Origin of the sequence: Microbispora sp. NPDC046933 (genome assembly GCF_040644635.1) — a bacterium.
Taxonomy (GTDB): Bacteria; Actinomycetota; Actinomycetes; order Streptosporangiales; family Streptosporangiaceae; genus Microbispora.
Genome location: NZ_JBEYWW010000029.1, coordinates 98,295 through 114,204, shown reverse-complemented (window position 1 = coordinate 114,204; position 15,910 = coordinate 98,295). Strand labels below are relative to the sequence as shown.

General features: G+C 72.9%; 16 protein-coding genes and 1 riboswitch. Of the genes, 8 read left to right on the top strand and 8 right to left on the bottom strand.

Annotated features, from left to right (window positions below):
• The first annotated feature begins 83 nt into the window (after positions 1-83).
• Together ABZ857_RS32310 and ABZ857_RS32305 are read left to right on the top strand one after the other, a co-directional pair.
• Positions 84-1,460 (top strand): MFS transporter, encoded by a 1,377-nt coding sequence (locus ABZ857_RS32310; protein WP_357050551.1) that lies wholly within the window; start codon positions 84-86, stop codon positions 1,458-1,460.
• Positions 1,461-1,495: 35 nt separating this feature from the next.
• Positions 1,496-2,110: a metal-dependent phosphohydrolase gene (locus ABZ857_RS32305; protein ID WP_357050548.1), complete on the top strand. Its 615-nt coding sequence runs from the start codon at positions 1,496-1,498 to the stop codon at positions 2,108-2,110.
• A 120-nt stretch (positions 2,111-2,230) separates the two neighbouring features.
• Here the strand turns inward: ABZ857_RS32305 and ABZ857_RS32300 are convergent, their stop codons facing one another.
• Complete coding sequence (locus ABZ857_RS32300; RefSeq protein WP_357050545.1) at positions 2,231-2,497, bottom strand: DUF4031 domain-containing protein; 267 nt, start codon at positions 2,495-2,497, stop codon at positions 2,231-2,233.
• Positions 2,498-3,581: 1,084 nt separating this feature from the next.
• On the opposite strand from ABZ857_RS32300, the gene ABZ857_RS32295 reads away from it, so the two are divergent.
• On the top strand, positions 3,582-4,175 hold the full coding sequence (locus tag ABZ857_RS32295) for a hypothetical protein (protein WP_357050542.1): 594 nt from the start codon (positions 3,582-3,584) through the stop codon (positions 4,173-4,175).
• Positions 4,176-4,299: 124 nt separating this feature from the next.
• Here ABZ857_RS32295 and ABZ857_RS32290 read toward each other — a convergent pair whose 3' ends face one another.
• Positions 4,300-5,433, bottom strand: a complete 1,134-nt coding sequence (locus tag ABZ857_RS32290) for an epoxide hydrolase (protein ID WP_357050539.1) — start codon at positions 5,431-5,433, stop codon at positions 4,300-4,302.
• An 88-nt stretch (positions 5,434-5,521) separates the two neighbouring features.
• Between ABZ857_RS32290 and ABZ857_RS32285 the strand changes: the two genes are divergently transcribed.
• From ABZ857_RS32285 to ABZ857_RS32265, 5 genes are all read left to right on the top strand, one after another.
• Positions 5,522-6,484: a YafY family protein gene (locus tag ABZ857_RS32285; protein ID WP_357050536.1), complete on the top strand. Its 963-nt coding sequence runs from the start codon at positions 5,522-5,524 to the stop codon at positions 6,482-6,484.
• 71 nt (positions 6,485-6,555) lie between these two features.
• A complete protein-coding gene (locus tag ABZ857_RS32280; RefSeq protein WP_357050533.1) occupies positions 6,556-7,401 on the top strand; it encodes an ABC transporter permease in 846 nt (281 codons plus the stop codon).
• On the top strand, positions 7,374-8,120 hold the full coding sequence (locus ABZ857_RS32275; protein ID WP_357050530.1) for an ABC transporter ATP-binding protein: 747 nt from the start codon (positions 7,374-7,376) through the stop codon (positions 8,118-8,120). The genes ABZ857_RS32280 and ABZ857_RS32275 overlap by 28 nt, the downstream gene beginning before the upstream one ends.
• A complete protein-coding gene (locus tag ABZ857_RS32270; protein ID WP_357050527.1) occupies positions 8,117-9,109 on the top strand; it encodes an ABC transporter substrate-binding protein in 993 nt (330 codons plus the stop codon). The genes ABZ857_RS32275 and ABZ857_RS32270 overlap by 4 nt, the downstream gene beginning before the upstream one ends.
• Entirely contained in the window at positions 9,106-10,239 is a 1,134-nt protein-coding gene (locus tag ABZ857_RS32265) for an LLM class flavin-dependent oxidoreductase (RefSeq protein ID WP_357050524.1), read from the top strand. The genes ABZ857_RS32270 and ABZ857_RS32265 overlap by 4 nt, the downstream gene beginning before the upstream one ends.
• 25 nt (positions 10,240-10,264) lie before the next feature.
• Here ABZ857_RS32265 and ABZ857_RS32260 read toward each other — a convergent pair whose 3' ends face one another.
• The 6 genes from ABZ857_RS32260 to ribD all read right to left on the bottom strand — a co-directional run bounded on the left by ABZ857_RS32260 (position 10,265) and on the right by ribD (position 15,388).
• The gene (locus tag ABZ857_RS32260) at positions 10,265-10,714 is read right to left on the bottom strand and encodes a PH domain-containing protein (protein WP_357050521.1); all 450 of its coding nucleotides are present in this window, start codon (positions 10,712-10,714) and stop codon (positions 10,265-10,267) included.
• Positions 10,715-10,859: 145 nt separating this feature from the next.
• Entirely contained in the window at positions 10,860-11,330 is a 471-nt protein-coding gene (gene ribH / locus ABZ857_RS32255) for a 6,7-dimethyl-8-ribityllumazine synthase (protein ID WP_357050518.1), read from the bottom strand.
• A gap of 111 nt (positions 11,331-11,441) precedes the next feature.
• Positions 11,442-12,722 (bottom strand): bifunctional 3,4-dihydroxy-2-butanone-4-phosphate synthase/GTP cyclohydrolase II, encoded by a 1,281-nt coding sequence (locus ABZ857_RS32250; RefSeq protein ID WP_357050514.1) that lies wholly within the window; start codon positions 12,720-12,722, stop codon positions 11,442-11,444.
• Positions 12,719-13,354 carry a nicotinamide mononucleotide transporter family protein gene (locus tag ABZ857_RS32245; RefSeq protein WP_357050511.1) on the bottom strand — a complete coding sequence of 212 codons (636 nt, stop codon included), beginning with the start codon at positions 13,352-13,354 and terminating at the stop codon, positions 12,719-12,721. Before ABZ857_RS32245 ends, ABZ857_RS32250 begins: the two co-directional genes overlap by 4 nt.
• Before the next feature lie 177 nt (positions 13,355-13,531).
• Entirely contained in the window at positions 13,532-14,140 is a 609-nt protein-coding gene (locus ABZ857_RS32240; RefSeq protein ID WP_357050508.1) for a riboflavin synthase, read from the bottom strand.
• Entirely contained in the window at positions 14,141-15,388 is a 1,248-nt protein-coding gene (gene ribD, locus ABZ857_RS32235) for a bifunctional diaminohydroxyphosphoribosylaminopyrimidine deaminase/5-amino-6-(5-phosphoribosylamino)uracil reductase RibD (RefSeq protein WP_357050505.1), read from the bottom strand.
• 132 nt (positions 15,389-15,520) lie between these two features.
• Positions 15,521-15,672, bottom strand: a riboswitch (FMN riboswitch).
• Positions 15,673-15,910: the final 238 nt, after the last annotated feature.

Here is a 15,910-nt window from a genome sequence, read left to right as displayed (position 1 = left end):
GATAATAGTTGAACTATCGGGCGCTCCGTCGTACGGTGTGACGGTTCGAAAAATCCGGAACCATTGACCATGGGAGTGCCGTGATGACGAAATCGGGGGGCTGCCCGTCCGTGAACACCCTGGAGGCGGATCCGGACCCGCGGGCGGCGGGCCGTGCGATCGGACGCGAGACGGCCGGAGGCACACCCGGCGGGACCGGGCAGGCCGGGGGCGCGCACACGGCGACGCAGGGGACGGCCGGAAAGGCGGTGCGCGGCCGGATCTCCCGCAGGGCCGGGTTCTGGCTGCTGGCCGGGACCCTCGTGGCGTTCATGGCCGCCGCGAGCACCCCCTCCCCGCTCTACGTGATCTACCAGCAGCGCTGGGGGTTCTCCGCGGCCACGCTGACCGCCGTGTTCGCGGTCTACGCCCTCGCGCTGCTGATCGCGCTGCTCACCGTCGGCGGGCTGTCCGACCACGTCGGCCGGCGGCCCGTGCTGATCGCGGCCCTGCTGGCCGAGGCAGGCGCCATGGTCGCGTTCCTGACGGCGGACGGCGTCGGGCCGCTGCTGCTGGCCAGGGCCGTGCAGGGCCTGGCCACCGGTGCGGCGACGGGCGCGCTCGGCGCCGGTCTGGTGGACCTGCAGCCCGGCTCGCGCCGCGTCCGCCAACTGGGCGCGCTGGTCAACAGCGTCGCGCCGACCGCCGGCCTGGCCGCGGGAGCTCTCGGCGCCGGCCTGTTCGTGCGCTACACGGCGACCGCGACGACCTCGGTCTTCGTCCTGCTCACGGCCGTCTTCACGCTGCTGGCGGCCGCGATGGCGCTGCTGCCCGAGCCGGTCGCGCCCCGTCCCGGCAGGGGACGGGACGCCCTCGTCTCGCTGCGCCCCCGGGTGGCCGTGCCGCGGTCCGCCCGCGGCGCGTTCGCGGCGGCCGTCCCCTGCCTGCTCGCCACATGGGCCCTGGGAGGGCTCTACCTGTCGCTGGGCGGCTCGCTGACCGCGGGCGTGCTGCACGTCCCCGACCGCCTGGTCGGCGGGCTCGTCGTCACCGCGCTCACCGCCGCCGGGGCCGTGGCGTCGCTGGTGGTGCGCGACCTGCCGGCGGGGCGGGTCATGGTGGGCGGGTCGCTGGTGCTCGCCGCGGGCGCCGGGCTGACCCTGGCCGCGCTCGCCGCCGCCTCCACGCCGCTGTTCTTCGCCGGGACGGTCGTCGCGGGCTGCGGTTTCGGCAGCGCCTACCTCGGCGCGTTCCGCTCGCTCGCCGCGCTGACGGGCCCCGCCGAGCGGGCCGGGCTGTTCGCGTCCGTCTACGTCGTCAGCTACCTCGCCTTCAGCGTGCCCGCGGTCGCGGCGGGGCTCGCGGTGCCCACGCTCGGACTGCGGGCCACGGCCGCGGTGTACGGCTGCGCGGTCGTCGTCCTGGCCCTCCTCGCGGCGGTGCCCGGCCTCGTCCGCGAGCGTGCGGCCCGCACGGCCTGAAGAGACCCCGCGCAGCGCCCCTTAGGGTTCGGCACATGACCGACGATCGGAGCCTGCCCCGGCCCGGCTGCCTCACCGGCTCGCCGGCCGGGCGGGCGCTCGCCGCCGAGCTGGCCGCCCGCTGGGCCGAACCGCACCGGCGCTACCACACGACGGCCCACCTGCGGGCGGTCCTGACCGCGATCGAGCCGCTCGCCGCCCAGGCCGCGGACGCCGACGCCGTACGGCTGGCCGCGTGGTTCCACGACGCCGTCTACGACGGGCGGCCGGGGTGGGACGAGGAGCGCAGCGCCCAGCTCGCCCAGGCCCGGCTGCCCGCCTGCGGCCTGCCCGCGGGGCGGGTGCGCGAGGTGGCCCGGCTCGTGCGGCTCACGGCGGAGCACGCCTACGATCCCGGCGATGTGAACGCGGCCGTCCTGTGCGATGCCGATCTGGCGGTCCTCGCCGCGCCACCCGGCGCGTACGAGGCGTACACGAGGGCCGTACGCGAGGAGTACCGGCACGTTCCGGACGAGGCGTTCAGGGCCGGACGGGCCGCGGTGCTGCGGGCGCTGCTCGGCAAGCCCCGCCTGTTCGGCACTTCCGTGGGCCGGGACCTGTGGGAGCCGCGGGCACGCGAGAACCTCGCCGCCGAGCTGGCCGCTCTCTGAACGACGGGCGCACGCGGTGAGCCGCGCGGCGGTTGCCGGCGGGTCGCCGGCGGGTCGCTGTCGAGCCGGCTGGTGAGCCGTCACCCGGCACGCGCCGGCCGCACGCCTTTACAGCGTAGATCAGGTGCGGGTCTTCGGCCGGCGCAGGCCGGACTCCCGCAGGCGGCGCACCAGCTCCTGGCTGCCGACGGGCTCGGCCCCGAGGAGCACGGCCCGGTCGTAGACCGTCTCGGGCACGTCGTAGTGGTCCCGGTCGAAGGCCCGCTCGGGCACACCGAGCAGGCGGGCGAAGTCGTGCAGTTCCCGCAGCGAGGAGTCGCTGACCAGGTGGGACCACAGCAGGCCCCGGGGTCCCGGCCAGTTCGGCCGGTCGATCAGCACCGCCATGCGCCCCTCCCCTGGGCCGGTCGAGTAACCCGCAGCGAAAAGCGAGGACTACCCGACCGGTCCCTGCGGGGTCCCGGGGCCGTCCCCCGGTGTCGTCCCGGGCGAGCATAGCCCCGGGGCGCCGGCCGCCACCTCGTCGCCGCCCGTCCCCCGGCGATACGGCAGCCGACGCCGGCACGGCGGTGAGCGGATTCGGAGCGAATATCAGATGACCGGAGAACGCGTCGGCGGCCCCCCGAGGGCTACCTCAGCGGGAATTGCCCTCTAGCATTTCCCCGGAACTCGCTGACACTTGGGACAGCATTTGTACTTACGGTGGTTTGTGCATCGTTCGGTGCACTTAGGCGACGGCGACGGCTTCGGCTTCGCATGAATTCCGGGAGCCGCCTGCGCGACGGCCGCGCCACCCGCGCCCGCGGACGCCGACGCCGGAGACGCCGCGGCCGGCCAGAGTACGACCGCGCCGAGCAGCGCCGAGCCGACGATCATACTGAATCGCCCACCTCGCATGGCCTTTCTCCCTTCCGATCAAGCCGCCATGCGGCTAGTCGGGTTGTTCCTACCTCATTGTCCGAATCGTTTCCGGGAGGCGTCCACCCCACCGCCCGCTGCCCGAGATGATCCAGGGAAAATCCGATGCGAATCGCGATCCGGCGATTGACATGGATCGATGAACGACGTGCCGGATCAGATCCGGAATGGTGCCGCCTCTGGTTTCCACTGGCGCGGGATCTACGTCCCCACGAGGCGGCGGGCCGCGCCCGGCCGGATTTCCCCGGCGAATTCGCCGCGCCTTCCGCGATTTCGCCATACGAACCGTGCGGCGGCCCCAAAATATCCGTCCGGCCACGGCATGGAAAGCGCCCCGACCCGGCAAAAGCCCGCATAGTCGGCATCAGGGCGGCAACCGTCGTGCAGAACGCGCCCTCGCGTTGGAGGTCGGGACGGCCCGGCGACATCCGGGCCCCCGTGAGCGCTTCCGGCGAAGGGCGCCGACCACACACCCGCGACGGCCCGGATTCGGGACGCCAGACGGTGCGCGGGCCGGTGCGCCGCGGAACCACAGGGTCCACAGGGGGAAACGATGGCTGCACGAACTGTTCGATCCCTTACCGCACTCGCGGCGGCGGCCGTGCTGACGATGGCGCTGCTCGTCGGCTGCGGCGGTGGCACGACCACCGCCCCGGCGTCCCGGGGCGCCGCGGCGGCCGGCCCGGCGGCGCTCGTCACGCCCACCGCGACCGAGAGCGAGTACAACTCCCCGTGCCCGACCGGCGGCAACGCCAAGCGGTTCGCCAAGACCCGGTTCGCGCTGCACGCGGGTCTCGCGCTGGGCGCCTTCCACCGCTACATCTACAAACCGCTGCGCAGCGGAGGCTTCAAGGCCGGAGCGGAGAAGCGCAAGCGCACGATCGCGAAGGCCGCGATCGCCGGCGCCTTCGCCCTGCACCAGCTGAAGGTCGCCAAGGGCTTCGCCGCGGCCAATCCGAGCCTGTGCAGGGCCGTCGAGCGCGTGAACACCCGGTTCGCCACGCTCACCGACAAGCTGCACCACGGCACCGCCACGGCGGCCGACGTCGACGCCGGCAAGAGCTCGATGGACGGCCTGCAGCGCGACGCCTCGAAGACCGGCTACAAGTTCAAGGAGCAGAACGTCACCATCCCCGGCGTGAGCTGACCCCGCGAGAGGCGCCGGTCAGGACCCGGAACGCCCGGCTTCGTGCCCGTTCCGTCCGGCCCCGCCCCCGGCCCGCGCTGCGCCTCGGGCCGGGGGTGGGCCATCCGGCGAGCGGCCGAGACGGTCAGCCCACCTTGGCGAAGAAGGCGCGGATGTCGGCGGCGAGGTGATCCGGCTGGTCCATCGCGATGAAGTGGTGACCGGCCGGGTTGTCCTCCGGCCAGTGGAGGATGGTGTTGTGGCGTTCGGCGAGCCGCCGGATGCCGGGCGGGCCGCTGTACACGCCGGTGGGCGCGACGGTCTGGCCCTCCGGCCAGCCGAAGCCGGTGCTCTCGTAGTACGGCCACGCCGACGTCCCGAACGTGCCGGTGAACCAGTACAGGCTCACGCCGGTCAGGAACAGGTCCCGGTCGATCACCTGCTCCAGCGGTTTGCCGGAGGCGTTGAACTCGTGGAACTTCTGGGTCATCCAGGCCAGTGCCGCGAGCGGCGAGTCGTGCCAGCCGTACGTGAAGGTCTGCGGCGCCGCGCGCAACAGCGCGTGGTGGTCGACGCCGTTCATCCAGTCCTGTTCCATCAGCCGGGCGTACGCCGCCCGCTCGTCCTCGGTCATCTCCGGGAGATCCTTCTCCGTGGGGAAGCCGAGACCGCTGACGATGTAGACGCCGGCCACGTTGTCAGGCGCCGCCTTGGCCACCTCCGGGGCGACGTAGGCTCCGAAGTCCCCGCCCTGCGCGCCGTACCGCTCGTAGCCGAGGCGACGCATCAGCTCCGCCCAGGTCCGCGCCACCCGCGCCGCGGTCCAGCCGGTGCCGCGCGGCGGCGCGGAGAAGCCGAAGCCCGGCAGGGAGGGCACCACGACGTGGAACGCCAGGGCGGGATCGCCGCCGTGCGTACGGGGGTCGGTGAGGCGGCCGACGAGCTCGGTGAACTCCAGGAACGAGTTCGGCCAGCCGTGCGTGAGGACGAGCGGCAGCACGTCGGGCTCGGCCGAGCGCACGTGCAGGAAATGGATGCCCTGACCGTCGATCTCGGTCATGAACTGCGGGAACTCGTTCAGGCGCGCCTCGTGCCGGCGCCAGTCGTACTCCTGGCGCCAGTAGCGGGCGAGCTCCCGGAGGAAGGCGTCGGGGACGCCGCGGCTCCATCCGTCGCCGGGCAGCTCACGGGGCCACCGGGCGCGGTCCAGCCGGTCGTTCAGGTCGTCCAGGTCGGCCGAAGCGATCTCGACACGGAATGGGCGGATCTCGGTGCTCATGTCTCTCCCGTTGCGTCGCGCTTGCGGGATTGACGCTAGGGGCCATATAGGTCGCGACCTGTCCTAGATGACCGGGCATGCTTGATCCATGAGTGACATGTCCGCACGGTTGCTCGCTGTGCTGTCGTTGCTGCAGACTCCGCGCGAGTGGCCGGGAAGTGAGCTGGCCGAGCGTCTGGGGGTCAGCCCCCGGACCATCCGCCGCGACATCGACCGCCTGCGCGAGCTGGGATATCCGGTCCGGGCGACCATGGGCGCGGTGGGCGGTTACCGGCTCGCCGCGGGCGCGGCCATGCCGCCGCTGCTGCTGGACGACGAGGAGGCGGTCGCCATCGCCGTCGGGCTGCGCACGGCCGCCGCGCATCCGGTGGACGGCATCGAGGAGGCGTCCGTACGCGCCCTGGCCAAGCTGGAGCAGGTGCTGCCCTCCCGGCTGCGGCACCGGGTGGGATCACTCGCCGCCGCGACCGTTCCGATGCTCGCCGGAGGCGAGCCGCCCGTGGACCCGCGGACCCTGGTGGTGCTCGCCGGCGCCGCCGCCAACCGCGAGCGCCTGCGCTTCGCCTACCGGTCCGGCGACGGCACCGAGACCAGGCGCCTGACCGAGCCTTACCGCCTCGTCACGGCCGGACGCCGGTGGTACCTGCTGGCGTACGACAACGACCGCGACGACTGGCGGGTCTTCCGCGCCGACCGGATCGGCGACCCTCACCCGACCGGCGTACGGGTCCCGGCACGCGTGCCGCCGGAACAGGACCCGGCCGCGTTCGTCGCCGCCACGCTGTACTCGTCCGCACCCGTCTACGAGGTGGTGGCGACCGTGCGCCTTCCGGCCGGCCAGGTGGCAGGCCGGCTCGGCGCCGCCGCGGGGGACGTCGAGCCGATCGACGACCACAGCTGCCGCCTGCGCGGACCGGCCGACACCCTGGAGTGGCTCGCGTCCCGCCTGCTCATGCTCGGCTGCGAGTTCGAGGTGCACGAGCCGCCGGAGCTGCGGGCGTACCTGCGCGCGCTGGGCGACCGCGCCGCTCGCGCCGCCGCGGCGAAATAACCTATTGACTTGGTAGGAAATGTGGGCAACCCTGATGGCGAATCCTCCGTCGTCAACTGCGAGGTGTGTCCATGTCCGTCGTCGAACTCCAGGGGGAGTTGGGGGGCGCGGTCCGGGCGGATCCCCGGCCCCGCCGCCGCTCCGCCACGGCCCGCGGCCCGCGGAGGGGGTGGCACAGATGGGTCAGCCCCCTCGTCGTCGTGCTGCTGTGGCAGGTCGCCAGCGCGTCCGGGCTGCTGCCCGCCCGGCTGCTCGCCGCCCCGTCGCAGATCGCCGCGACCGCCCTCGACCTGGTGCGCTCGGGGACGTTGCCCACGGCGATCGCGGTGTCCCTCGAACGGGTGCTCCTCGGCTTCGCCGCCGGAGCGGTCGCGGGCGTCGGCCTCGCGCTGGTCGCCGGGCTGAGCCGGGCCGGTGAGAACGCCGTCGACCCGATCATGCAGATGCTCCGGGCGCTGCCGTTCTTCGGGCTGATCCCGCTGTTCATCCTCTGGTTCGGGATCGGGGAGACGCCCAAGGTGCTGCTGGTGGCGCTCGCCGTCTCCTTCCCCCTCTACCTCAACACGTTCGCGGGCATCCGGGGCGTGGACGGCAAGCTCGCCGAGGTCGCCCGGACGCTCAGGCTCGGCAGGGCCGCGCTCGTACGGCACATCGTGCTGCCCGGCGCGCTCCCCCAGACGCTCGTCGGGCTGCGGCAGAGCCTCGGGGTGGCCTGGCTGGCGCTGATCGTGGCCGAGCAGGTGAACGCCGACGCCGGGCTCGGCTACATGATCAACGACGCGCGGGAGTTCCTGCGCACCGACGTGATCGTGGTCGGCCTGCTGGTCTACAGCGCGCTCGGCCTGCTCACGGACGCCCTGGTCCGGCTCCTGGAGAGGAGGGCGCTGACATGGCGGCGCGAGTTCCTGTCCCGGTGAGTGCCCCGCTGTCCGCGGTGCCGGCCACCGTGCGCGGGCTCACCCGGCGCTTCGGCGACCGCACGGTGCTCGACGGCCTCGATCTGACGATCGGACGCGGCGAGTTCGTCGCGCTCCTCGGCCGCAGCGGCTCGGGCAAGTCCACACTGCTGCGCGCGCTCGCCGGCCTGGACGAGGAGGTCGAGGGCGGCCTGGAGGTGGACGGCTCGGTGGCCGTGGCCTTCCAGGAGCCCCGGCTGGTGCCGTGGAAGCGGGTGCGCGACAACCTCACGCTCGGCCTGACCGCGCCTGACCCGGTCAGCAGAGCGGAGGCGGCGCTGGCCGAGGTCGGCCTGGCCGACAGGGCGGAGGCGTGGCCGCTGACGCTGTCCGGCGGCGAGGCGCAGCGGGCGAGCCTGGCCCGCGCGCTGGTCCGCGAGCCGGGGCTGCTGCTGCTCGACGAGCCGTTCAGCGCGCTCGACGCGCTGACCCGGATCACCGTGCACCGCCTCGTGCTCGACCTGTGGGCGGCGCACGGCCCGGCCGTGCTGCTGGTGACCCACGACGTGGACGAGGCGCTGCTGCTGGCCGACCGGGTCCTGGTGCTCGACGGCGGGCGCGTCGCGCACGAGTGGATCGTCGCCGCGCCGCGCCCCCGGCACCGCGACCACCCCGACCTGCTCACCCTGCGCGCGGCCCTGCTGTCCGCGCTGGGCGTCACCCCGGAAGGACCCGCATGACCAGGAGACTTCTCGCCGCCCTGCTGATCGCCCTGACGGCCGGCACGGCGTGCGCCTCGACGGGGCAGGGCGCGTCCGGCGGGAAGGACGGGCAGGCCGCGGGCCGCGTCACCCTGCGGGTCGGCGACCAGAAGGCGGGGTCGCAGTCCCTGCTCAAGGCCGCCGGGCTGCTCGACGGCACCTCCTACGCGATCACGTGGTCGCAGTTCACCTCCGGGCCGCCGCTGCTGGAGGCGGTCAACGCCGGCGCGGTCGACATCGGCGGCGTCGGCAACACCCCGCCCGTCTTCGCCGCCGCCTCCGGCTCGAAGATCAAGATCGTGGCGGCGTACCGGCAGAGCGCCAAGGGATCGGCGATCCTCGTCCCCGACGGGTCCGCGATCACCTCGCCGGCCCAGCTCAAGGGCAGGAAGATCGCGGTGGCGAAGGGCAGCTCGGCCCACTACCACCTGCTCGCCGTCCTGAAGAAGGAGGGCCTGTCGTTCAAGGACATCCAGCCGCAGTATCTCCAGCCCGCCGACGCCCTGGCGGCGTTCTCGTCCGGCACCGTCGACGCCTGGGCCATCTGGGACCCCTTCACCTCCCAGGCCGAGATCCAGCACAAGGCCCGGCTCCTGATCGACGGCGAGGGCGTCGTCAACGGCCTCGGCTTCCAGGTCGCCGCTCCCGCCGCGCTCGGCGACGCGGGCAAGCGGGCCGCGATCGGCGACTTCCTCACCCGGCTGGCCAAGGCGCGGATCTGGGCCGCGGCCCATCTGGACGAGTGGGCGAAGGTGTGGGCGCGAGAGACCGGCCTGCCGGTCGAGGTGGCGGACGCGGCCGTGGCCAACGCCGTGGCCACCCCTGTCGTCATCGACGGCACGGTCGTCTCCTCCGAACAGGAGATCGCCGACGCGTTCTCCGCCGAGGGCCTCGTGCCGGGCACCGTCACGTTCTCCCAGTTCGTGGACGACCGCTTCAACGACGTCGTCAGGAAGGCACAGCAATGAGATTCCACTGGTTCCTGCCCACCACCGGCGACGGCAGGGCGATCACCGGCGGCGGGCACGGCCTGCGCCGCGTGCACGGCCAGTCGCCGGCCGGCGCGTTCCGGCCGCCCACGATCGACTACCTCGCTCAGGTGGCCCGCGCGGCCGAGCAGGCCGGGTTCGAGGCCGTGCTCACCCCCACGGGCACCTACTGCGAGGACGCCTGGCTGGTCACCGCCGCGCTGACACAGGTGACGACCCGGCTGAAGTTCCTGGTCGCGTTCCGGCCCGGGGCGCTGTCCCCCACGCTCGCGGCCCAGATGGCCGCCACCTACCAGCGGATCTCCGGCGGCCGGCTGCTGCTGAACGTGGTGACCGGCGGGGAGGCGACCGAGCAGCGGCGGTTCGGCGACCACCTCGGCAAGGACGAGCGGTACGCGCGGACCGCCGAGTTCCTGTCGATCGTGCGCGGCGCCTGGGACGGCCCGTTCGACTTCACCGGCGACTACTACGACGTGGAGGGGGCGACGGTCGCCGAGCGGCCCGACCCCGTGCCCGAGCTGTACTTCGGCGGCTCCTCGGCCGCCGCGGGCCCGGTGGCGGCCCGCCACGTGGACGTCTACCTCACCTGGGGCGAGCCGCCGTCCCAGGTCGCGGCCAAGCTCGACTGGATGCGCGAACTGGCCGCCGCCGAGGGCCGCACGCTGCGCTTCGGCATCCGCCTGCACGTGATCACGAGAGACACCTCCAAGGAGGCGTGGGCGGAGGCCGGGCGGCTGCTCGACCAGATCTCCCCCGAGGACATCGCGTCGGCGCGGGCCGTCCTGTGCCGCAGCGAGTCGGTCGGGCAGCAGCGGATGCTCGCGCTCCACGAAGGCTTCCGCGGCGGCCGGGTCAGGGACCTGGAGATCCACCCCGGCCTGTGGGCGGGGGTCGGCCTGGTGCGCGGCGGCGCCGGCACCGCGCTCGTCGGCAGCCACGCGGAGGTCGCCGACCTCGTCGAGGAGTACGCCTCGCTCGGCGTGGAGGAGTTCGTCCTGTCGGGCTACCCGCACCTGGAGGAGGCCTTCTGGTTCGGCGAGGGCGTTCTGCCCGAGCTGCGCCGGCGGGGCCTGCTCGGCCCGGCCGCGCCCGTACGGCTGAGCGCCTGACGGCCCGCCGGGGCCCCCGCCGCCGTCACAGGCGGTCGGGGGCCTCGCCGCGTTCGCGGATGAGGGCGGTGAGCTGGGCCACCGCCCGGCGCGAGCGCTCCCGCTCGGTGCTCTGGATGCCCATCGCGCCCAGGCTGACCCCGTTGGCGAGGTCCAGCTTGGGCCAGGGGTCGCCCTCCACCATCGTGACGTCCAGCACCTCGGCCCACTCGAAGCGGTGCACCCGCAGCGGGTTCACCACCGTGATCCCCTTCTCGTCCGCCCGCACCCGCAGGCGGCCGAGCAGGTGCAGCACGCACGCCACCGCCACGCCGAAGGCGACCATGCCCAGCCGGTCCGGGAGCTTGAACTGCTCCGGCAGGCCGACGGCCATCAGGATCGAGCCGATCACCATCACCGCCGCCATGCCGTACGCGATGACCGTCGTGACGCGAGGCCGCCAGGTGACGGGCAGCGACGGCGCACTCTCAGGCATGACGACCCCCGCGAGTGGGCACGGCGCGGCGGCGTACGGCGTGCCCGGCCTGCGGGGCGGCGGGCGGATACTGCGTGATCACCAATCAAGTCTTCCCGGCTCGGCGCTGCGGATGCGGGGCTGCGGCTTCGAGGATCGGGCGAGGTCAGCCGGCGAGGCCGCGAAGGAGGAGCGCGGTCTCCAGGGCGGCGATCGTCGCCTCGTACCCCTTGTCCTCCTTGCTGCCCGGCACGCCGGACCGCTCGACCGCTTGATCAAGGGTGTCACAGGTCAGCACCCCGTTGCCCACCGGGGTCGACTCGTCGAGCGAGACCCTGGTCAGGCCCGCGGTCACCGAGTCGCAGACGTAGTCGAAGTGGGCCGTCTCCCCCCGGACCACCACGCCCAGCGCGACGACGGCGTCGCAGCGCCGGGCCAGTGCCTGCGCGACCACGGGGATCTCCAGCGACCCGGCCACCCGGGCCGTGACCACGGCCGCGCCGCTGTCCCGCGCCGCCCGCTCGGCCCGGGCGAGCAACTGGTCGGTGATCTTCTCGTGCCACCGCGCGGCGACGATGCCGACGGTCAGCCCGCCCGCGTCCACCGCCGCCGCGTCCGGCCGTCCCTCGCCGCTCATGCCCTCTCCTCGCCTGACGGCTCGCAGCCGCATGAGCGGATCACGCTGCGCCTATCGATTCGCTCGCTTCGCTCACTCATGCCCTCTCCTCGCCTGACCGCTCGCAGCAGTTCATGAGGCCTCCTTGCCGAAGTGTTCACCGTGGATGTCGCGGGGAACGCCGCCCGAGATCTCATGGCCGAGCCGGTCGCGCTTGGCGGTCAGATACCTCTCGTTGTACGGGTTCATCGCCACCGGCATGGCCTCGCGACCCAGGACCTTGATGCCGTACCCGTCCATCCCCCGCACCTTGGCCGGGTTGTTGGTCAGCAGCCGCACCGACTTCACGCCGAGGTCGGCGAGCATCTGCCCGGCGTTGGAGAACTCCCTGGCGTCCACCGGCAGCCCCAACTCCAGGTTGGCGTCGACGGTGTCGCTGCCGTTGTCCTGCAGGTTGTAGGCCCGCAGCTTGGCCAGCAGGCCGATGCCCCGCCCCTCGTGGCCGCGCAGATACACGATCACCCCGCGCCCGTTCTCGGCGATCACGCGCATGGCCGTGTCGAGCTGCACGCCGCAGTCGCAGCGCAGCGAGCCGAGCACGTCACCGGTGAGGCACTCCGAATGCGCCCGGACGAGCACGTTCTCGCCGTCCTCGATGTCGCCGTACACCAGCGCGAGGTGCTCGCCGCCGTCGAGCGCGCTGGCGTAGCCGTACGCGCGCCAGACGCCGTACCGGTTGGGGATGCGCGTCTCGGCCACCCGGGTGACCATCCGCTCGGACCTGCGGCGGTGCTCGATGAGCTGCTCGATCGACACCAGCGCGAGGTCGTGCTCGTCGGCGAACTCGCGCAGGCGGGGCAGGCGCGCCATCGTGCCGTCGTCGTTGACGATCTCGGCGAGCGCGCCGGCCGGGGTCAGACCGGCGAGCCTCGCGAGGTCCACCGACGCCTCGGTGTGCCCGGGCCGCACCAGCACGCCGCCCTCCCGGTAGCGCAGCGGGAAGATGTGCCCCGGCCGGACCAGCTCGTACGGCTCGGTGGCCGAGTCGCACAACGTCCTGATCGTCTTGGCCCGGTCGGCGGCGGAGATGCCCGTCGTCACTCCGTCCCTGGCGTCCACACTGATCGTGTACGCGGTGCGGAGGCGCTCGCGGTTGTCCTGCACCATCAGCGGCAGCCCGAGCCGGTCGAGCGTGGCGCCCTCCATGCCCACGCAGATCACGCCGCTGGTGTAGCGGATCATGAAGGCGACCAGCTCCGGCGTCGCCTTGGCCGCCGCGAAGATGAGGTCGCCCTCGTTCTCGCGGTTCTCGTTGTCCACGACCACGACGGGACGGCCGTCCCTGATGTCGTTGACGGCACGCTCGATCGGGTCCAGCCTGATCCCACCGTGCTCACCGGTTCGCTCGTTCACGCGACCACCGCCCGCAACTCGCGCGACTGCCGCAGCCAGCCGCGGAACCCGATCATGACCATAACGAAGAACACTCCGTAGACCAGGCCGGAGACCACCAGCCCGGAGCTGAACGCCAGCGGCACCCCGACGAGGTCCACGGCGACCCAGACGATCCAGAAGTCGACCAGGGCCCTGCCCTGCGCCCAGGTGGCGACCGCGCTGCCGACGAAGATGTACGCGTCGGGCCACGGCGCCCAGGAGATGTTCCAGCCCCGGGAGTTGAGGAAGGTGAACAGCAGCGCGACCGCGACCGTCCCGGCGATCATGACACCCACGAGTGCCGCCCGCTCCCCGAGCCGTGCCGAGCGGATCGGCAGCTCGGCGCCGCCGCGCGTGCCGCGCGACCACTTCACCCAGCCGTAGACCGCCAGGATTCCGAACAGAGCCTGCTTGAGCGCGTTGCCGGTGATGTGCGCGCTGACCGACGCCACGAACAGCAGCACCGACCCGAGCAGCTGCACCGGCCAGGTCCAGATCGTTCTCCTGATCGCGAGCCAGACCGTGCCCAGCGCGCACACGTTGCCCACCAGGTCGGTCCACAGCACGGGCTTGCCGAACACGTAGAAGGCCGCCGCCTCGGTCCAGCTCATGCCACCTCCTCGCCTTCGGCTCGGAGTGGCATGCGCCAGACACTGTGCCTATTGATTCGCTCGCTACGCTCGCTCATGCCACCTCCTCGCCTTCGGCTCGGAGTCCGGTCGTGCCGGAGGCGCGCAATTCAGCACCTCGCCAGACACTGTGCCTATTGATTCGCTCGCTACGCTCGCTCATGCCCCGGCCCCCTTGGCGGTCGCCGCGGTGAGCTTCTCGACGTACTTGGCGATCACGTCGACCTCGAGGTTGACGGGCTCGCCCGGCTGCTTGCGGCCGAGCGTGGTGAGTTCGAGGGTGGTGGGGATCAGGCTGACGGAGAAGGAGTCGTCCGTCACGCCGGCCACGGTGAGGCTGACGCCGTCCACCGCGATCGAACCCTTCTCGACGACGTACCGCGCGAGGTTCGCGGGCAGCGAGAGCCGCACGACCTCCCAGTGCTCCCCGGGCTCGCGCGACAGCACCTCCCCGGTCCCGTCCACGTGGCCCTGCACGATGTGCCCGCCGAGCCGCTGGTCGGCCCGTACGGCGCGCTCCAGGTTGACCCGTGAGCCGGGGCGCAGGGCTCCGAGCGAGGACCGGTCGAGGGTCTCCTTCATCACGTCGGCGGTGAAGGAGCCCTCCTCGGCGTCGGCCACCGTGAGGCAGACGCCGTTGACGGCGATCGAGTCGCCGTGCCGGGCGTCGGCGGTGACGACCGGGCCGCGCACCGTGAGGCGCGCGGAGTCGCCCCGCGGTTCGAGTGCCACGACCTCGCCGAGCTCCTCGACGATTCCGGTGAACATCTAGCTCTCCTTAGGGGACTGCGGGCCAGGGGAATTCGGACGCACAGGGGAATTGGGATGCACAAGGGGATTCGGATGCACAGGGGAATTCGGGTGCACAGGGGGATTCGGCTGCACAGGGGGATTCGGACGCGCGGAGGATTTCGGGCGCACAGCGGACTGCGGACCAGGGGACTTCGGACGCAGGACCAGCTTGAGGTCCGGTCCGACGGGGGTCACCTCGGCGAACTCCAGCCGGTGGATCTCGGTGATCGTCGAGACGCCCGCGGGGCCGAGCGCGGCCGCCCCCGCGCCCAGCAGCGCCGGGGCGAGGTAGCCGACGACCCGGTCGACCAGGCCCTCCCGGAGGAAGGCGCCGGCGAGGGTGGGCCCGCCTTCGATCAGCACGCTCACGACCTGCCTGTCGTGCAGCTCGGCCAGGAGGGCGCGCAGGTCGATCCCGCCCGGGACGCGCGGGAGCCGTACGGCGTGGTGGGACAGGTGGGCGGGGACGGCGGCGTCCTCGGCCACGGCGACCAGCGTCGGGGCCTCGCCGTCCAGGACGCGGGCGGCGGCCGGGGTGCGGGCGCCCGGGTCCACGACCACGCGCAGCACGGGCGCCGCGCGCAGGGGGGCGGGGACGCGGGCGGTGAGCCGGGGGTCGTCGGCGAGCACGGTGCCGATGCCGGCGACGACGGCGTCGCTCTCGGCCCGCAGGCGGTGCACGTCGGCCCTGGCCTCGGGCGAGGTGATCCACTGGCTGGTGCCGTCCTCGGCCGCGGAGCGGCCGTCCACGGTGGCGGCGAACTTCCAGGTCACGTACGGCCTGCTGGACCGCGCGAAGGTCAGCCAGGCGGCGTTGACCTCCTCGGCCTCGGCGGCCAGCACGCCCTCCTCCACGAGGACGCCGTGCCGCCGCAGGACGGCGGCGCCGCCCGCGGCCTTCGGGTTGGGGTCGGGGACGGCGACGACGACCCGGGCCACGCCCGCCTCCAGGAGGGCGGTGGAGCAGGGGCCGGTCCTGCCGGTGTGGTTGCAGGGCTCCAGCGTCACGTAGGCCGTGCCGCCCCTGGCGCGTTCACCGGCCGCGCGCAGCGCCACGACCTCGGCGTGCGGGCCGCCGGCGTAGGCGTGGAAGCCCTCTCCCGCGACCTCGCCCGACGGGTCGAGGATCACGCAGCCGACGACGGGATTGGGGCTGGTGCCGCCCATGCCCCGGGCGGCGAGCGCGATCGCGCGCCGCATGTGAAGGATGTCCCCTGAGGTCACCCCGGTCTTCCTCTCGCCGTTGTCTACGGCGGGCCCCGGGGATCGTTCGGGATGCGGCCTCGCATCACCGGCACGGACAGCCTCGCTGCCGGCGCGGCCACACGGCCGTCCGGCGGCACCACGGCCGCCCGTTCGCGCGCTTCCTCCCATCCGGACTTTCACCGTCGGTCCTGGAATCTCACCAGGTCCACCGGCCGATGGCTTCGGCCGGGTCGCGGACTGTCACCCCTGGGGACAGGGGTGTCACCGCCGGTTCGGAATTACACCGACCCCGGAGCACGCTGCTCTGCTACCCGTCAGTGTAGCCGTGCCCGGCTCGTTGCCCCAGGGCGGGATTGCGGTGATCTGCGGCACACACTTACCAGATGCGATCGGTCTCAACCGCGTGCGGATTGTGTCACAAAATTGTGACACAACAGCATTTGTGTAATAAGTAGTGTTCCGCGCCGCGTATACCGAGGTCAATGCGGTCGCAGGACACAAGGTGATTTACTTTGCACAACGAAGCAAGCAAGTGGCGAA